Origin of the sequence: Paenibacillus flagellatus, assembly GCF_003217775.1 — a bacterium.
In the GTDB taxonomy this organism is placed as follows: domain Bacteria; phylum Bacillota; class Bacilli; order Paenibacillales; family NBRC-103111; genus Paenibacillus_AB; species Paenibacillus_AB flagellatus.
In genome coordinates, this window is sequence record NZ_QJVJ01000005.1 from 189,815 (window position 1) to 206,849 (window position 17,035).

The 17,035-nt window shown below is 62.6% G+C and carries 12 protein-coding genes; 1 reads left to right on the forward strand and 11 read right to left on the reverse strand.

Features of this window, described 5'->3' with window-relative positions:
* Positions 1-62: 62 nt before the first annotated feature.
* Positions 63-2,846: a calcium-translocating P-type ATPase, SERCA-type gene (locus tag DLM86_RS12955; protein WP_245954570.1), complete on the reverse strand. Its 2,784-nt coding sequence runs from the start codon at positions 2,844-2,846 to the stop codon at positions 63-65.
* A 214-nt stretch (positions 2,847-3,060) separates the two neighbouring features.
* Between DLM86_RS12955 and DLM86_RS12960 the strand changes: the two genes are divergently transcribed.
* Positions 3,061-4,821: an Rqc2 family fibronectin-binding protein gene (locus tag DLM86_RS12960; protein ID WP_110840435.1), complete on the forward strand. Its 1,761-nt coding sequence runs from the start codon at positions 3,061-3,063 to the stop codon at positions 4,819-4,821.
* 241 nt (positions 4,822-5,062) lie between these two features.
* Here DLM86_RS12960 and DLM86_RS12965 read toward each other — a convergent pair whose 3' ends face one another.
* The 10 genes from DLM86_RS12965 to DLM86_RS13010 form a co-directional block, all read right to left on the reverse strand.
* Complete coding sequence (locus DLM86_RS12965; protein WP_110840436.1) at positions 5,063-6,862, reverse strand: cache domain-containing sensor histidine kinase; 1,800 nt, start codon at positions 6,860-6,862, stop codon at positions 5,063-5,065.
* Positions 6,855-8,486: a response regulator transcription factor gene (locus DLM86_RS12970; protein ID WP_110840437.1), complete on the reverse strand. Its 1,632-nt coding sequence runs from the start codon at positions 8,484-8,486 to the stop codon at positions 6,855-6,857. Before DLM86_RS12970 ends, DLM86_RS12965 begins: the two co-directional genes overlap by 8 nt.
* A gap of 227 nt (positions 8,487-8,713) precedes the next feature.
* Positions 8,714-9,799 (reverse strand): Gfo/Idh/MocA family protein, encoded by a 1,086-nt coding sequence (locus DLM86_RS12975; RefSeq protein WP_110840438.1) that lies wholly within the window; start codon positions 9,797-9,799, stop codon positions 8,714-8,716.
* Positions 9,796-10,839, reverse strand: coding sequence for an AraC family transcriptional regulator (locus DLM86_RS12980; RefSeq protein WP_110840439.1), 1,044 nt, complete (start codon positions 10,837-10,839; stop codon positions 9,796-9,798). Before DLM86_RS12980 ends, DLM86_RS12975 begins: the two co-directional genes overlap by 4 nt.
* Before the next feature lie 11 nt (positions 10,840-10,850).
* Positions 10,851-11,852: a Gfo/Idh/MocA family protein gene (locus tag DLM86_RS12985; protein WP_110840440.1), complete on the reverse strand. Its 1,002-nt coding sequence runs from the start codon at positions 11,850-11,852 to the stop codon at positions 10,851-10,853.
* A gap of 250 nt (positions 11,853-12,102) precedes the next feature.
* A complete protein-coding gene (locus DLM86_RS12990) occupies positions 12,103-13,422 on the reverse strand; it encodes a UDP-glucose dehydrogenase family protein (protein ID WP_110840441.1) in 1,320 nt (439 codons plus the stop codon).
* A gap of 35 nt (positions 13,423-13,457) precedes the next feature.
* A complete protein-coding gene (gene galU, locus DLM86_RS12995; protein ID WP_110840442.1) occupies positions 13,458-14,354 on the reverse strand; it encodes a UTP--glucose-1-phosphate uridylyltransferase GalU in 897 nt (298 codons plus the stop codon).
* On the reverse strand, positions 14,351-15,220 hold the full coding sequence (locus tag DLM86_RS13000; RefSeq protein WP_110840443.1) for a PHP domain-containing protein: 870 nt from the start codon (positions 15,218-15,220) through the stop codon (positions 14,351-14,353). The genes galU and DLM86_RS13000 overlap by 4 nt, the downstream gene beginning before the upstream one ends.
* Positions 15,221-15,311: 91 nt before the next feature.
* A complete protein-coding gene (locus DLM86_RS13005; RefSeq protein WP_110840444.1) occupies positions 15,312-16,223 on the reverse strand; it encodes a selenium metabolism-associated LysR family transcriptional regulator in 912 nt (303 codons plus the stop codon).
* A gap of 147 nt (positions 16,224-16,370) precedes the next feature.
* Complete coding sequence (locus tag DLM86_RS13010; protein WP_110840445.1) at positions 16,371-16,808, reverse strand: hypothetical protein; 438 nt, start codon at positions 16,806-16,808, stop codon at positions 16,371-16,373.
* Positions 16,809-17,035 lie beyond the last annotated feature (227 nt).

A 17,035-nucleotide genomic window follows, 5' to 3' on the forward strand; every position in this document is an offset into this window, starting at 1 on the left:
ACGCCGAAAGCCGGGCCCTGTACGGACCCGGCGCATTCGACCGCGGCGGCGGCCGTCGCCGGTCATCGGACAACCGGCTTGGAGCCGTAGCCGGAGACGAGCTTCCGGCGCTTGCGGCGCTGCGTCGTCATAACGCTGCCGAACCCCATCAGGAACGTCGGAATGCCGGCGAAGACGAGCGTGACGACCCACTCCTTGACGCCGAGCGGCACCGTCTTGAAGATCGGCTGAAGCGACTCGACGTACAGAACGCCGAGCAGAAGCGCCACCGAGGAAAGAACGGCCAGCACCAAATATTTGTTCTGCAGCGGATTGCGATGAAAAATCGAGCGCGAGCTGCGGCAGTCGAACACGTGGATGAGCTGCGCCATGACGAGCGTGGCGAATGCGACCGTCTGCGCCTTGACGAGCCCCTCGGCGCTGTCCGGGTTTTCCTGCAGCGTCAGCCAAAACGCCGCGAGCGTGCACAAGCCGATCAACAGGCCGCGGCTGACGATTTTCCAGCCCAGCCGGCGGGCGAAAATGTTTTCCTTCGCCGGACGCGGCTTTTGCTGCATCAAATCTTTCTCCGCCTGATCGACGCCGAGCGCCATCGCGGGCAAGCCGTCCGTCACCAGGTTGACCCACAAAATTTGGATCGGCACGAGCGGCAGCGGCAAGCCCATCATCATCGCGAGGAACATCGTCATGATCTCCCCGACGTTCGAGGCGAGCAGGTAGCGGATAAATTTCCGGATGTTCTCATAGATGCCCCGCCCTTCCTCGATCGCCGATACGATCGAGGCGAAGTTGTCGTCGCTTAGGACGAGCGCGGACGCTTCCTTCGTCACGTCGGTGCCGGTAATGCCCATCGCGATGCCGATGTCGGCCGCCTTGATTGCGGGCGCGTCGTTCACGCCGTCGCCGGTCATCGCCACGACGTGGCCTTTGCGCTGCAGCGACTTGACGATGCGAAGCTTGTGTTCGGGCGAGACGCGTGCGTAAACGTACACTTGATCGACGCGCTCGTCCAGCTCGTCGTCGGAGATCGCCGCCAGCTGCTGGCCGTTCATCGACAGCCCGTTCGGCGGCAGCATGCCGAGCTGGCGCGCGATCGCCTCCGCCGTCGCCTGATGGTCGCCGGTGATCATGACCGTCTTGATGCCCGCCCGCCTGCAGGTGACGATCGCGTCGCGCACTTCTTTGCGCGGCGGATCGATCATTCCGGCCAAGCCGACGAAGACGAGCTGGCTTTCAAGCGTATGAGGCGTATCCTCGCGGTCCGTCGGCTTCAGCTCCTTGTAGGCGAGACCGAGCACGCGCAGCGCCGAGCGGGCCATTCCTTCGTTCGCGGCGAGCACCTTCTGCTTGAGCGTCGGCGTGAACGGGATCACTTTCCCTTCCCACAGCACGTAAGCGCACTTCTCGAGCACGACGTCGGGCGCTCCCTTCGTGTACAGCAGCCGGCCGCCCTGATGCTGGAGCAGCACCGACATCCGCTTCCGGTCGGAATCGAACGGCAGCTCGCCCTTCCGTTCGTACAGCCCTTCGAGCGAATGCCGGGTAATGCCGGCTTTGGCGCCCAGGACGACGAGCGCGCCTTCCGTCGGATCGCCCTTGATCGAATAGACCGGCTTCACCGGACCTTTCGACGACTTCCGCTTCTGGTCCGGGAATTCCTCGTGGAGATGGGCGTTGTTGCACAGCACGCCGATTTGCAGCAGCCGGCGCAGCATCTGGTTTTGCCGCAAATCGACGAGCTGGCCGCCGGACAAAATTTGACCGGACGGCTCGTAGCCGTCCCCCGTCACCTCGAGCACGTCGCCGCCGAGCCAGACGTGGGTGACGGTCATTTTGTTTTGCGTGAGCGTTCCCGTTTTGTCCGAGCAGATGACGGACGCGCAGCCGAGCGTCTCGACCGACGGCAGCTTGCGGACGATCGCCTTCCGCTTGATCATCCGCTGCACGCCGAGCGCCAGCGCGATCGTCACGATCGCGGGCAGCCCTTCGGGGATCGCCGCCACCGCGAGACTGACGCCGGCCAGGAACATCGCGTACGGCGGCTGGCCGTGCAGGATGCCGGCGACGACGACCATGATCGTCAGCCCGATCGCCACCGCGATCAGCACTTTGCCGAGCTGCTCGAGACGGTGCTGCAGCGGCGTCTCCATCGTTTCGGTGTTTTGGATCAAGTCGGCGATTTTGCCCATCTCGGTATCCATGCCGGTCCGCACGACGATGCCTTTCGCCGTGCCCCGGGTCGCCATCGTCCCCATGAAGCCGACGTTTTTCTGATCGCCGAGCGGCACGTCGCCGCCGCCGAGCGCCTCCGTATGTTTGCCGACCGGCACCGATTCGCCGGTCAGCGCCGACTCCTCCACGTACAGGCTGTTCGTCTCGATCCACCGGACGTCGGCGGGAATCCGGTCTCCGCTCTCGATGAGCACGACATCGCCGGGCACGAGCTCCTTCGCCGGAATTTGCGCGAGCGTCCCGTCTCGCAGCACCTTGGCGGACGGAGCGGACAGCTCCTTCAGCGCCCGCAGCGAGCGCTCCGCCCGAAACTCCTGGATGAACCCGAGTATGCCGTTCATGACGATGATCGCGACGATCGTGATCGCGTCCAAATATTCGCCGAGAAGGCCGGAGACGAGCGTCGCCGCCATCAGCACGAGCACCATGAAATCTTTGAACTGGTTCAAAAACAACGCGATCAGCGAAACGTTCCGCTTCTCCGTCAGCTCGTTGTCCCCGTGACGGCTCCGCCTCTCCTTCGCCTCCTCCCAGGACAGCCCCCGGGCCGGAACGACGTTCAGCACCCGGGCCGTTTCCTCCGTTTCCATCTGATACCACTTGTTCTGTTCCACGCACTCTTCCCCTCCCGAAGCGCTCGTCGTACACGCTCTACTCACGGTAAATGTATTCGGACAAACCGAAAAATATCCCAACGCCCGTCCGCTCGCCCGCGATTTTTCGATAACCCGCCGACAGCCGGACGGGGAACGGATTTGTTCGGCACCCCCGTTTATGGCATGATAGGGAAGGATTCTTTTTTTCGACTCGATAAAGGGGTGTTGCTCTATGTCGTTGGACGGTCTCGTCACCCGAGCCGTCGCAGCCGAGCTTGCGACGTGCGAAGGCGGCCGCATTCATAAAATTTATCAGCCCTCCGGGCACGACATCGTGCTCCAAATCCGGGCGCAGGGTCACAACCGGAAGCTGCTGCTGTCGGCGAACCCGACGTACCCCCGCGTTCATTTCACGGAGGCGCCGTTCGTCAATCCGACCGAGGCTCCGATGTTCTGCATGCTGCTGCGCAAACATTGCGAAGGCGCGGTCATCGAATCGGTGACGCAGGTCGGGCTCGAGCGCATCATCCGGATCGACTTGAGGCAGCGGGACGAAATCGGCGACGTGAGCGCGAAGCGGATCGTCGTCGAAATTATGGGGCGGCACAGCAATATCATTCTCGTCGACCCGAAATCGGGGACGGTGCTGGACGGCATTCACCACGTGACGCCCGCGATCAGCGCGTACCGGATCGTCATGCCGGGAAGCGCGTACACGGCGCCGCCCGAGCAGGGCAAGACGAATCCGCTCGACATCGTCTCGGAGGAAGCGTTTCGGGAAGCGATGCGCCCCGCGGAGGAGGAAGGCTCCGGCCTCGTGCGCCAGCGCATCGTCGACCGGTTCAGCGGCATCGGCCCGCTCGCGGCGCGCGAAATCGCCTATCGAGGCGGCGCGGAAGGCGCCACCGCGGAGGAGGCGGACTTGGCCGCGGTATGGCGCGCGTTCCGCGGCGTGATGGAGGCGGTGGCCGCGCACCGGTTCGAGCCGGTCATCGCGGAGGAAGCCGCGGGCGGCAAGTCGCACTTCTCCGTCATCGCGCTGACGCACGTGCGGGGAGAATCCCGCCGGTTCGACACGGTCAGCGCCTGCCTGGAGGCGTACTACGGGGACAAGGCGGAGCGCGACGCGGTCAAGCAGCGCGCGTCGGACCTGCTCCGTTTTTTGCAGAACGAGCGGAACAAAAACGGGAAGAAGCTCGACAAGCTGCGCGAAACGATCGAGGAAGCGAAGGACGCCGACCGGTTCCGCAAGCTGGGCGCGCTGCTCACGGCCTCGCTGCACGAGGCGCAAAAAGGCGACAAGTCGATCGAGGTGATCGACTATTACGACGAGGAGCAGAAAAAGATCCGCATCGAGCTCGATCCGCTGCTGACGCCGTCGGAAAACGCCCAACGGTACTTCAAGAAATACGCGAAGCTGCGCAACAGCTTGTCGGTCGTCGGCGAGCAGATCGAGTCCGCGCAGGCGGAAATCGTCTACTTGGACACGCTGCTCGCCCAGCTGGAACGGGCGTCGCTCGGCGACATCGAAGGGATTCGCGACGAGCTCGTCGAGCAGGGCTATCTTCGCGATCGCGGGGGACGGAAAGGCGCGAAGAAGAAAAAGCCGGACAAGCCGGCGCTGACGTGTTATACGTCCGGCGAAGGGATCCCGATCTATGTCGGCAAAAACAACGTGCAAAACGAATATTTGACGAACCGGCTCGCTCAGCCGAACGATACGTGGCTCCATACGAAAGACATTCCGGGCTCGCACGTCGTCATCCGCGCCGGCGAATTCGGCGAGCGGACGCTGCACGAGGCGGCGATGCTCGCCGCCTACTACAGCCAGGCGAAATCGTCGAGCCAGGTGCCCGTCGACTATACGCTCATCCGCCACGTGCGCAAGCCGAGCGGAGCGAAGCCCGGCTTCGTCATCTACGAGCGGCAGAAGACGCTGTACGTGACGCCCGACGAAGAGGCGGTCAAGGCGATGCCGGTTTTGGTGAAATAGCGCTGCGGGCGCACGAAGGGCCGTTCCCGGCGTATGGGAACGGCCCTTTTTTTCGTCAGCTCGCGGTCCGTTTTGCAAAGTTCCGCCGATTACGGCTTCTTGATGTCGTCCGTCCAGGCGGGACGTTCGGTTTTAAGCCTTCGGACAGCCGGCTAGCCGAGAAGCCGAGCTTCGCGAAGTCGCCGCGCGACAGCGCCGAACCGGTTTTCCGCATCCCAGCGAACGACCGGCCGCCGCTCCGTTATTCCGTACGGTTCGGCTCGGTCGCCAGCACCGGGTGCAGCAGCTCGATCGTCGCACCCGCCCCGTCTCTCTCCGGGATGCGGAGGCCGTACGGTTCGCCGAAGTAAAGGTTCAGCCGCGCGTGCACGTTGCGCAGCCCGACGCCGCTCCGTTCCCCCGAATCGGGAGCGCCGGGGCTCAACAGCCGGGCTCGTACCGGCTCGGGAATGCCCGGTCCGTTGTCGCTGATTTCGAACCGTACCATCCCGTCCTTCCATTCGCCGCGAATGACGATTTTGATGCCCGAGCCGTCGGTCCGGCTGCGGATGCCGTGCTTGATCGCGTTTTCCACAAGCGGCTGGATGAGCAGACGCAGAAACGGGAGTCCGGCGATGTCCGCGTCCACCCCGTAGACGACCCGGATCGGCACCGCCTGGCGGGCGATCTCGATGTTGACGTACTGCCGGACGTGCTCGATTTCCCGCTCCACGGTCGTCAGCTCCTTCCCGTCGTTCAAGCTGAGGCGGAGCAAATTGCCGAGCGAGCTTACCATCTCGCTGATGTCGTCGGCGCCGCGGCTTTCCGCCTTCCAGCGGATCGCTTCGAGCGTGTTGTACAGGAAGTGCGGGTTGATCTGATGCGTCAGCACCTGGAACTCCAGCTCTTTTTTGTCTTTGGCCGCTTTTTCCGCGTTTTGCACCAGCCGATCGATCCGCCGGACCATCGTATCGAATCCGCGGTACAGCCAGCCGATCTCGTCCTGGCGGCGCGCCTGCGGCAAGCCCGGCGACGGGAAATCGCCCCGCTCCACTTTACTCATCGACCGGACGAGCCGCTGGATCGGGTTCGTGAATCGAACCGTGATGTAGACGACCGTGAAGACGGAGATCAGGAAGTAAAACAGGAGAAACAGGACGCTGATCCGCTCGATGCCCGAAACCGGCTGAGTCAGCACCGACAGCGGAACGAGGCTGACCAGCTTCCAGCCGTTGCTGCCGAGCGTCGTGAACGTGACCATGTGCTTCACGCCTTCCAGCTCGATCGTCTCCGAGCCGCGGACGCTGCCGGCCAGCAGCCTTGTCAGGTTCGACGATTTGACGCGGGTCCCGAGCCGCGACGCATCTTGGTGATACGCGATCGCACCGTTCTCGTCGAGCAGCATCACCTGCTGGTTGGGCAGCATCTTCACCGGAGCGAGATAGTCCCCGAGCGTGCTTACCTTGATGTCGGCGGCGACGATGCCGCGAATGTCGGCTTGTCCGAGACTGTACAGCCGTTTGATTTTCGAAATGACCGGCTCGGCCGGAATCGTCGGCGTGTCCCGCGGCAGAAACAGCTGCCAAAACGGCGACCTCGTTTCTTTCGCCTGCCGGAACCACGGCTCGTTCTCGATGTCGATCCCGTTATAGATCGATTCGGTAAACGTCGGGAACCGCGAAGGCTCGATCGGAAACAGGCGGATCGAATAGGCGTGCGGGTTGCTGCTGAGCGAATTCGTCAGCTGGATGAGACGAAGGGCGAACTCCATCTCCTCCACCTTCGTCTTCGGCTCCTGACTGAGCAGCTCCTGGATTTCCGACGAAAACATCAGCTCGTTTTGGGCCGAGCCGACGAGATTCAAATAGTTGTCGAGCGTCTTGCCGTTTTTGTCGATCATGTCGAGCGATACGACGGAGCTGACGTTCTCGATCGCTTCCACCGATTTCGTGTAGGCGAAATACCCGATGAAGACGAACGGCAGGACGATCACGACGAAGAACAGAAGCAGCACTTGATGACGGATCGAAAACCGGCTCCAGTCGCGCAGCCGGCTATTCAAGATGGTTGCCCCGCTTGTTGCGGTATTCGTGCGGCGTACAGCCGTACTTCTTCTTGAACAGCCGGGAGAAATGAACGGGGTCCTGGTACCCGACAAGGTAGCTGATCTGATACACCTTCAAGTTCAAATCCATCAACAGCTCCGTCGCCTTCCGCAGCCGGACGCCGGTCACGTACTCGAGGAAGCTCATGCCCGTTTCTTTCTTGAACAGCTTGCTCAGCCAGACGGGCGTCACGTGCACTTGATCGGCCACCGTCTGGAGCGTCAGCATGTCGCCGTAATTCCGCTCGATCCACCGTTCCGCCGCATGAACGATCTGGCTGCGCGGCGCCAGCTGCTCCTGCATGCTTTCGGACGCCTGCAGCAGCCTTGCGGTCGCTTCCCGCTGGAGCGATTCGAGCGTATCGAACCGTTCGAGCTGCTCCCAGATCGCGATCGGATTTTTTTCCCACGACGTCTCCTTCCAGCCCAGCTTCTGCGCCGTACGGAACGTCTCGAGCAGCCATTCGAACGTAAGCTGCTGCAAATCTTTCGGATCGTGGACGTCCCGGCTTTTCGCCCAGTTCGGGTAATGCTCCATCGCCGCGCGGATATCGCGCTCCGTTCCGTACAGAAGCAGCTCGGTCAGCTGCTTCGGGCTGGCCAGCACGAGCTCCCCGTTTTTCTCCAAATAATCCGTATGCTCCTCGCTTGCCGCGATGCCTTTATAAATCTTATGGTAGTCAAGCGATTCGACGGCCCGGCGGTGCATCGGGTACAGCTGCTGCATCGTCCCCGGCTCCGGCGCCATCCCGACGCTTACGCCGACTTTGGCGTACTGCCCCGCCCGCTCGGCGGCCGCGAGCGTCGTGCCGGCCCAATCGTCCGGACGGCCGTCCCCGTCCGCCGGGTCCCCGAATACCGCCACCCAATGGTCAAGGCTGGACCGGAACAAGACGTAGAAGGGCACCTCTTCCTTGAACAAATGGTCCAAAACGTTCCCGACGGCGAACAGCACCAGCTCCTTTTCGCCGGGCGGCTTCCCTTCCGTTAGCGCTTTCAAGTTGTCGATGCCGAATACCGCCAGCCGCAGCGGCTCCTTCGCCAGCCAGTCGAGCCCCGCCTGCCGCAGCTTCCGCTCCGTCCGTCCCCCGACGTCTTCGCGATACGACCGTTCGACCAGCTCCCGCATCGTCTCTTCGCGAAGCTTCGGAATGACTTGCACGAGGCTTTGGCGAAGAACCGTCTCGTCGCGGTCCCGTTCGCTCCGCTCCCGCCGCCTCTCGAGTGCGGCCGCGACGGCCCGGCCGAGCTCCTGCTTGTTGATCGGCTTGAGCAAATAGTCCGAGACGCCCAGCTTGAACGCCTCCTTGGCGAAATGAAAATCGTCGTAGCCGCTAATGACGATTACGTCGCCCGTATATCCGGTCCGGGACAGCCCGGCGATCAGCTCCAGCCCGCTCATGCGCGGCATGCGGATATCGGTGACGATCAGCTCGGGCCCGAGCCGCGTCGCGAGCTCGAGCGCCGAGTCGCCGTCGTCGGCGGCGTCCACGTGCCGAACGCCCCATTCGGACCAAGGGATATGATGCACGAGCCCGTTGCGAATTTCTTTCTCGTCATCGACGACAAGTACCCGAACCATCGCGCCACTCTCCCGTCAACGAGTGTTTTCCCCCATTTTACCATTCGACTACGCCGCCTACTACCCATAATAACGGACGCGGCACCCTCATCCCATTTTATCATACGGCGACCCGGCGACGGCTGGGACGGTTTTAAACTATTGCCGGTCATTTTTAAACGGACGCACGCGAAAAAGAGCCTTCCGCTCCGCGTCGCCGCGGCTCGAAAGACTCTCTGCGATAACCGTCAAGGCAGCGCGATCTCGACCTCGCGCTTCAGCTCGGAGGAGCGCAGCACGCCGTCGATAATCGCCTGGTTGTACAAAATTTGCTCGCCCGGGATCGGGGCGCCCCGCCCTTCGCGGATGGCCGCGACGAAATCGCGCACCTTCTCATGGAACAGGTTGATCGAATGCTCCTTGACCGGTATCGGGCTCTCCGTATGATGGCCGAGCAGATCGTGAAACAGCGTGATGCTGCCCACCTTGCCGTCCCATACGCCGCTCCACGGCCCGACGCCGGCGGGCGTCACCTTCAGGCCGCCCTCGGAGCCGAGAAACATCGTCGCGCCGAGCGTATCCATATGCATCGCCCAGCTGATCTTGAAGTTGAGCGCGATGCCGCCCTCCAGCCGGACGAGCGCCACCCCGAAATCTTCGACGTCGAACCGCTCCGCCTCGCGATGGTAGCGCGGATTCGTGCCGAACAGGTTGGACGTGTACGCGCTGACGGTGAGCGGCTTCGGATAGCCGAGCGCGTTCAGCGCCATGTCGAGCGAGTAGCAGCCGATGTCGGCCATCGCGCCGGCCCCCGCCAGCTCCTTGGAGATGAACGTGCCGCCCGGCATGCCGCGGCGCCGGCCGCCCCCGGTCTCGACGTAATAGACGCTGCCGAGCCGGCCGGACTGCACGATGTTTCGGACGATGTCCATATTCGGGTCGTAGCGCGGCTGGAAGCCGATACTCAGCATGCTGCCCGTCCGCTTGCTCGTCTGCACCATGTCGATCGCCTCGTCGAGCGTGACGGACATCGGCTTCTCGAGCAGGACGTGCTTGCCGGCCTCCAGCGCGTCGACCGCCGTCCGGTGGTGCGCCTTGTTCGGCGTGCAGATGCTGACCCCGTCCAAATCGAGCGCGAGCAGCTCGCGGTGGTCTTCGAACGGTTGGGCGTCCTTCAGCTCGTCGCGGTCGATAAACTGCTGCGCCTTGCCCGGCACGACGTCGGCCACCGCCGCGATCTCCACGTGGTCCATCGTTTTGTAGGCGGCAGCATGGGCGCGGGCGATGCCGCCGCTGCCGATAATGCCGACCCGGATCGTCTTCGATACGGTCATGTCGAATGTTTCGCCTCGTTTCGCCTGGAATCCCGGTACGCGCCCGGGGTCGTGCCGAACCGCTTCTTGAATACGTAGTACAAGTAATTCGCGCTGGAAAACCCTTGATCGAGCGCGATCCGCTCGATCGGCTCGTCGGAATCGAGCAGCGCCTCGCACACCCGCCCGAGCCGCACCTTCTCCACGTAGTCGCTGAACGAGCCCAGCCCGTTATCGCGAAAAATGCGCTGCAGCTGCCGTCCGCTGATGCGAAGCTTTTCCGCCACGTCCTCCAAGGCGATCGGCTTCGTCGAATTCGCCTGTATAAACCGGCTCGCCAGCTGAATCCGGTACGCGTTCATGTCCCGCGTCGGCAGCGCCGGCTCGGTTTGCTTGTCGCCGTAGGCGCGCACGGAACGGAGCAGGATTTGGATGATCGACTGCTTGACCGTCGTGTACAAACCCGTCTCGTTGTCGGCCCAGGCGCGGAAGGCGGTCATGAACCCGTCCATCGCCTTGTACCGGTCGACCTCCGGTCTGCGCGGCAGCTCCCGCAGCAGACGGACGCATTCCTCCGCCTCCTCGGCCTCCGAATCGGCTCCCCACGCCGGAACGGCACGGTCCGAACCGCCTTCTTCGCCGCCGTCCTCGTCCTCGTCCTCACGGAGCTTGACGATGTCGATATGGAGGCACAGCTCATCCATCCCTTCCCGTTCGTCCGCTTCCTGGCAATGCTCGACCCCGGGACCGGTCAAATAAAACATCCCCTCTTGAAACGGATGACGGATATTGTCCATAATGACGATCCCTTTGCCGCGGGGGATGAAATGAAATTCGAACTCGTCGTGCTGATGGAAGCCGATTACCTTGGAAGGAGCGAACGTCGTCCAATGGAACCGGAGAACGCGAAAGCCGTAGTCGCCCCACCGGAACCGGATATCGTGACGCTCCAGCTCGTTGTACCGTCCCTGCAAAAAGTCGAAGGCGTTCCGTTTGTCCGCGCGTTTGGACGGCGGCGCTTCCGTTCCCCCGCCGCCCCGTTCGGTGCGATCCGTCGCCATGCTCCTCGTCCTTACTGCGCCAGCTCGCTCAGCTTCACCGCTTGATTGCGGCGCGCCGACAAGTTGGACGCCTCCATCAGCTTCGTCAAGTCGAGCGCGAGACCGATGTTTTCTTCCGCGACCGTGCCGTCGACGATGTGGCGCACCCATTGCTGGATCGCGGACGGACGCGGGTCCGGCTGCTCCTTCACGGTCCACGATTTGGACGCCTCCTCGCCGAGCTTGGACGTGCGCAGCACGATCCGGTTGTCCGGCGTTCCGTACAGCAGCGATCCTTCCGTACCGTGAAGCTCCACCGTAAACGGCGAGAACCGGTTGACGAAGCCCGCTTCCACGATGCCGAGCGCGCCGTTCGGATAGCGGAGCACGGCGACCGCATTGTCTTCGACGTCCTTGCCCGTCACATACCCGTAGCTGGCCGTGACGCTCTCCGGCAAGCCGAGGAACAGGCGCGCCAAGTACATCGGATGGCAGCCGAGGTCGATCAATGCGCCGCCTCCGGTCTGCTTCGCGTCGAAGAAGTGCGCCGGCAGCCAGTTCGCCGTCGCGCCGTTGTGCGAAAGCCGCGTCCGGACGAGCGTCAGCTCGCCGAGCAGCCCTTCCCGGAGCACGTCCTGAATCGCCAGCGTGTAGCTGTCGTTCAGACGCGGAAGCGATACCGTCAGCTTGACGCCCGCCTTGTCGACGGCGGCGACGATTTCGTTCGCCTCGCGGAGCGTAATCGCCAGCACCTTCTCCGTGAAAATATGTTTGCCGGCGTTCGCCGCTTTCACCATAACGTCGCGATGCATATCGGAAGGCGTATCCACGACGACGGCGTCGATGTCCGGCTGCGCGAGCAGCTCGTCCAGCGACTCGTAGAAGCGGACGCCCCGTTCCTGCGCTTCCTTCCGTCCGCGCTCGGGCTGCTCGTCCCATACCGCCACGATTTCCGTCTCGGGATGCTCGGTAATTTGTTTGGCGTAATCTCTCGCATGAACGTGCCAGAAACTTAACATGGCCACTCGAATCACGGCGAATCCACTCCTTCGGTTTGGACTGAAAAAATACGACACCTTCTACAAAATACCACAGTTCCGCCCAGTTGATTAGTTCTATTTTGTGACAACCATACTCCGATATTGCGACATCAGCACATTCTCCGCCACCTTGGAACGGCGGAAGAACGGCCGTCTTCGCGGGCGGCGGCGGATAAAAAAAGAAGAGCGGCTATGCGCTCTTCCCGCAGGCTCCTTTCGGCGAAGCCCCTTGCCGTCGTTTTCGTTACGTCCCGCTCGCCGGCTCGGCCGGGATGCCGACCCCGACGTAGCGGAAGCCGCGCGCCCGCATCGCTTCCGGCTCGAACGCACGCCGCCCGTCGAGCACGACCGGCGCGGTCATGAGCCGCTTGACGCGGTCGAGATCGAGCGCGGCGACCTGCGGCCACTCCGTCGTCACGACGATCGCGTCCGCGCCGGCGATCGCGCCGTACGGCTCGTCGAACAGCTCGACGTCCGGCAGATGCCGCCGCGCGTTCGCCGTCGCCACGGGATCGTAGGCTCGCACGTCCGCTCCCTTGTCATGAAGCAGACGGATGATGTCGATCGCCGGCGCGTCGCGCACGTCGTCCGTGTGCGGCTTGAACGCCAAGCCAAGCACGGCGACCCGCTTGCCGGCGAGCGACCCGCCGAGCGTCCGCTCGACCGCGTTGGCGAACCGGATGCGCTGCATCGCGTTGACGTGCACGGCGGCGCGCAGTATTTGGAAGTCGTACTCGACGTTCTCGGCGATGCGCAGCTGCGCTTTCGTATCTTTCGGAAAGCAGGAGCCCCCGTAGCCGATGCCCGCGTTCAAGAAATGGGGGCCGATGCGGCGGTCCGCCCCGATGCCCCGCGCGACGGACCGAATGTCGGCGCCCACTTTCTCGCAGACGTTGGCCACCTCGTTAATGAACGATATCTTGACCGCGAGAAACGCGTTGGCCGCATACTTGATCAGCTCGGCGCTTTCGCGGTCGGTCATCTGGACCGGCCGGCCGAACGGTTCGTACAGCCCGGCCAGCCGCTCCCCGGCCTCCGGGTCGGCGCAGCCGATCACGATCCGGTCGGCCTCGAACGTGTCGCGTATGGCCGAGCCTTCGCGCAAAAACTCGGGGTTCGAGACGACGTCGACCTTTACGGGCCGCGGAAGCGCCCGGGCGACGAGCCGTTCCGCCTTGCGCGCCGTGCCGACCGGCACCGTGCTTTTGATGGCGAACAGCTTGGGCGTGCGCGTATGCGCGGCCGCCTCGGCCACCGCCTCGAACAGCGGCCCGGTATCGACGTCGCCGTTCGCGAGCGGCGGAGTGCCGACGGCAAACAGGACGACGTCCGACGACGCCACCGCCTCCGCCGCATCGGAGGCGAACCGGAGCCGTCCGGCTTCCGCGTTCGCCCGGACGAGCTCCTCGAGCCCCGGTTCGTATATCGGCACGACGCCTGTGCGCAGCCGTCCGATCTTCACCTCGTCCCGATCGGCGCAGACGACCCGATGGCCCGCCTCCGCCAAGCAAGCTCCCGTTACGAGTCCGACGTATCCCGTTCCGATGACCGCCACGTTCACCAAGCCCCATCACGCTCCCGCCTCGATTTGACCGCGCGTTACGTTCCCGCCTGCGTCCCCCAACCGTCGACCAATGCCGTCAAATACCGCTTCACGTCATCCCGCAAATCGTCCCGGTTCAGGGCGTACTCGATCGTCGCCTCGATGTAGCCGAATTTGTCGCCGATGTCGTACCGCTTCCCTTCGATCGGATAAGCGATCATCGGCTTGTCGGCGTTCAGCATGCGCAGCGCGTCGGTCAGCTGAATTTCCCCGCCGCGGCCCGGCTTGCACTGCTCGAGCATGCGGAACACGTCCGGCTCGATAATGTACCGGCCGATGACGGCCATGTTCGACGGCGCCGATTCCCGGTCCGGCTTCTCGACCAAATCGCCGATCCGCGTCACCGGCGCCGGCACGTCGAGCCGCTCGGCCGGGGAGACGATGCCGTACTTGCTGACGTCTTCCCACGGCACGTTCTGCACGGCGATGACGGACGTCCGATGCCGGTCGTACAATTCGATCATCCGCTTCAGGCAGGGCGGGTCGGAGTCGATGATGTCGTCGCCGAGCAGCACCGCGAACGGTTCGTCGCCGATGAATTTCCTCGCGCAATAGACGGCGTGGCCGAGCCCGAGCGGCTGCTTTTGGCGAATGTAATGGATGTCGGCCATGTTCGAGATGTCCTGCACGATCCGGAGCAGATCGGAATTCGCCTTCTCCTCGAGCGTCGCCTCCAGCTCGACCGACTTGTCGAAATGGTCCTCGATCGCCCGCTTGTTGCGGCCGGTTACGATGATAATGTCCTCGATGCCGGATGCGATCGCTTCCTCCACGATATATTGGATGGCCGGCTTGTCGACGATCGGCAGCATTTCTTTCGGCTGCGCCTTCGTCGCCGGCAGGAAGCGGGTGCCGAGCCCTGCAGCGGGAATAATCGCTTTGCGTATCGTCATGTCCGCTCTCCGCTCCTTTCGTTCGCCCGGCTCGCCGCTTTCAGCCGTTCCACGACGTCCGCGTCCGCCCGGCGCGAGCCGAGCGGCGCATGAAACACGACGCCGCCGCGGGAGCCGTGGAAATCCGAGCCGGCCGTCGCGATCAGCCCGTGCCGTTCGGCGATCGCCGCATATCGCGCCTCGTCCTCGGGCGAATGGTCGGAATGGTACGCCTCGATGCCGGCGAGCCCGAATGCGATCAGCCGTTCCACGAGCGCATCGTCGCCGTACAGCCCGGGATGGGCCAGCACGGGCGCGCCGCCCGCTTCGCGGATCCATTGAATCGCGTCCTCCGGACGGATGCGCGGCGGATTGACGTAGGCCGCCCCGGTTTTCCCCAAATATCGGTCGAACGCCTCCGTCATGTCGGCTGCGTAGCCTTTGTCGATGAGCGCCTGCGCGATATGCGGCCGGCCGATCGTCTCGTCTTTGCCGGGCGTTTTGCGCGCGGCCGCCATCACGTCGTCCATCGTGACCGGCATGCCGAGCTCCGTCAGCTTCGCCACCATCATCTCGTTGCGCCGGTCGCGCGTCCGTCTCAGCTGCTCGAGCCGCTCGCGGAACGTGCCGTCCTCCGTATCGACGTAATAGCCGAGCACGTGAATGTCTTGACCGCCGTCTACCGTGCTGATTTCGACGCCGGGCACGACGTCGACGCCGATGGCCGCCCCTTCGGCCGCCGCCTCCGCGATGCCGGCCACCGTATCGTGATCGGTAATCGCCAAGCCGCGAAGTCCGGCCTCCTTGGCCAACCGGACGTTAACCGCCGGCGCGTTCGTGCCGTCCGATGCGGTTGTATGCGAATGCAAATCGTACGTTTGCTTCAAGTCGATGGTCCTCCCCGTTTCCCTTATCGTAGCGCGTGCCCGTCAAGCGGGCGTAAAGCCGGGATGAAGATTCCGTAAAGGACTCTCCCGGTTACAGCCAGGCGTTCAAATCCCGTTCCCGCAAAAACGTCAAAAAGGTCACCGCCGAAATCGGCAGCAGCGCCGCCTGCAAATAAATCGAATAAAAGTGCCGGGTGAACGTCAGCCCTTCGATCGTCTTCACCTTGAAAATGCCGAGCGCCGTCTCGTGGCGTACGGCCGTTGGCGACAGCAGCGTAATGCCGAGGCCCGCCTCGACCGCCGATTTGATCGCCCCGGTGCTGCCGAGCTCCATGACGATATTGAGCCGGTCGGACCCGATGCCCGTCCGCTGCAGCTCCTGCTCCATCACCTGCCGCGTTCCCGAACCCTGCTCCCGCAAAATGAACGGGTGCGCCAGCACGTCGTCGATCGTCACGACGTCCCGGTCGGCGAGCGGATGATCCGACGGCACGATCAGCTTCAGCTCGTCGTTGAGCACGATTTCCGTCCGGACGTCCGGATGATGGACGGGCGCTTCGACGAGGCCGAACGTCAGCTGGTGGTTGAATATTTCCTCCATAATTTGCGTCGTGTTCATCACTTTCAAGCTGACGGAGATGCTCGGGTATTCTTTGCGGAACGGCCCGAGCAGCCGCGGCAATATATATTCGCCGATCGTCAGGCTGGCGCCGAGCTGCAGACGCCCCTCCAGCATGTGCGTAAACTTCGCCATCGCGCCGTCCGTTTCCTTGATCAAGTCGATGCTGCGCCTGGCGAACGGCAGCAGCGTCCGTCCCGCTTCGGTCAGCTCGATTTTTTTCGTCGAGCGCTGGAACAGCTTCGTGCCGAAGTAATCTTCGAGCGACTGCACCTGCATCGTCACCGCCGGCTGGGTCATATGGAGCGCCTGCGCCGCCATCGAGAAACTGCCCTTGTCCGCGACGGTATAAAAGATATGCAGCTGATGAAAATTAAGCGCCAAGTCTCCCGCCCCTTTCTGCTTCCTTACTACTGTAGCGAAACGCCCTTTCGTTTGCAACAATCGCCGGCGGCGGAGTACCGTCGCCGCTTCCGGGCAAGAAAAAAAGGCAAGCGGCTGTTCGCCCGCTTGCCCGGTTTCGGTTTCTAGTCATTTGCGTTTGCGGCTGTTTTTGATCAAGGTCATCCGGCGGGAGTGGCGAAGCCACGAATAATAAGACTTCAAGTCTCTCAATTCGATCACCTCGGACATCCGTCCGAGAAACGTGACGATAATCATCTTGTGCAGCGGATTGCCGGCGATATCGAATTCGTTGTCGAGGACGGCGAATTCGGCGACCATGACGAGATCGTCTTCGACGACATAGACGTCCTTCTCGTTTTTGTAATAAGGCTGAATCTGGTTTTTTTTCAATCGATCCCATAGAAAAGCGCAGATGTCCTCGAAGCCGGTCTTCTCGCTCTCCACGCGATCGATCCAGCGGGATCGGGCATGATTCGTAATGATGATGTCGGCTACTTTCTTATCGCCCAGGACGACGTGAAACGGTTCGTAGGTGCTCCAGCGATCCATGATTTTATCCTTCATAATCCCAACCCCTCTCCTACCCGATTTAGGCCTTATTACCTATGTACATCGAAAGTTAACTTTATTTTACTCGATCTTTAATATTTTTCCAAATGGAAAATGCACCAATTTGCAAGATTATTAGCCCGATTCGTGTACATCAATTGTGCAAAAAAACACCGTCCGTCGACTATCTCGCGAGCGGTCCGGTGTGCTATACTGAAAAGATCCGGTTTTTTTCGCGCTCG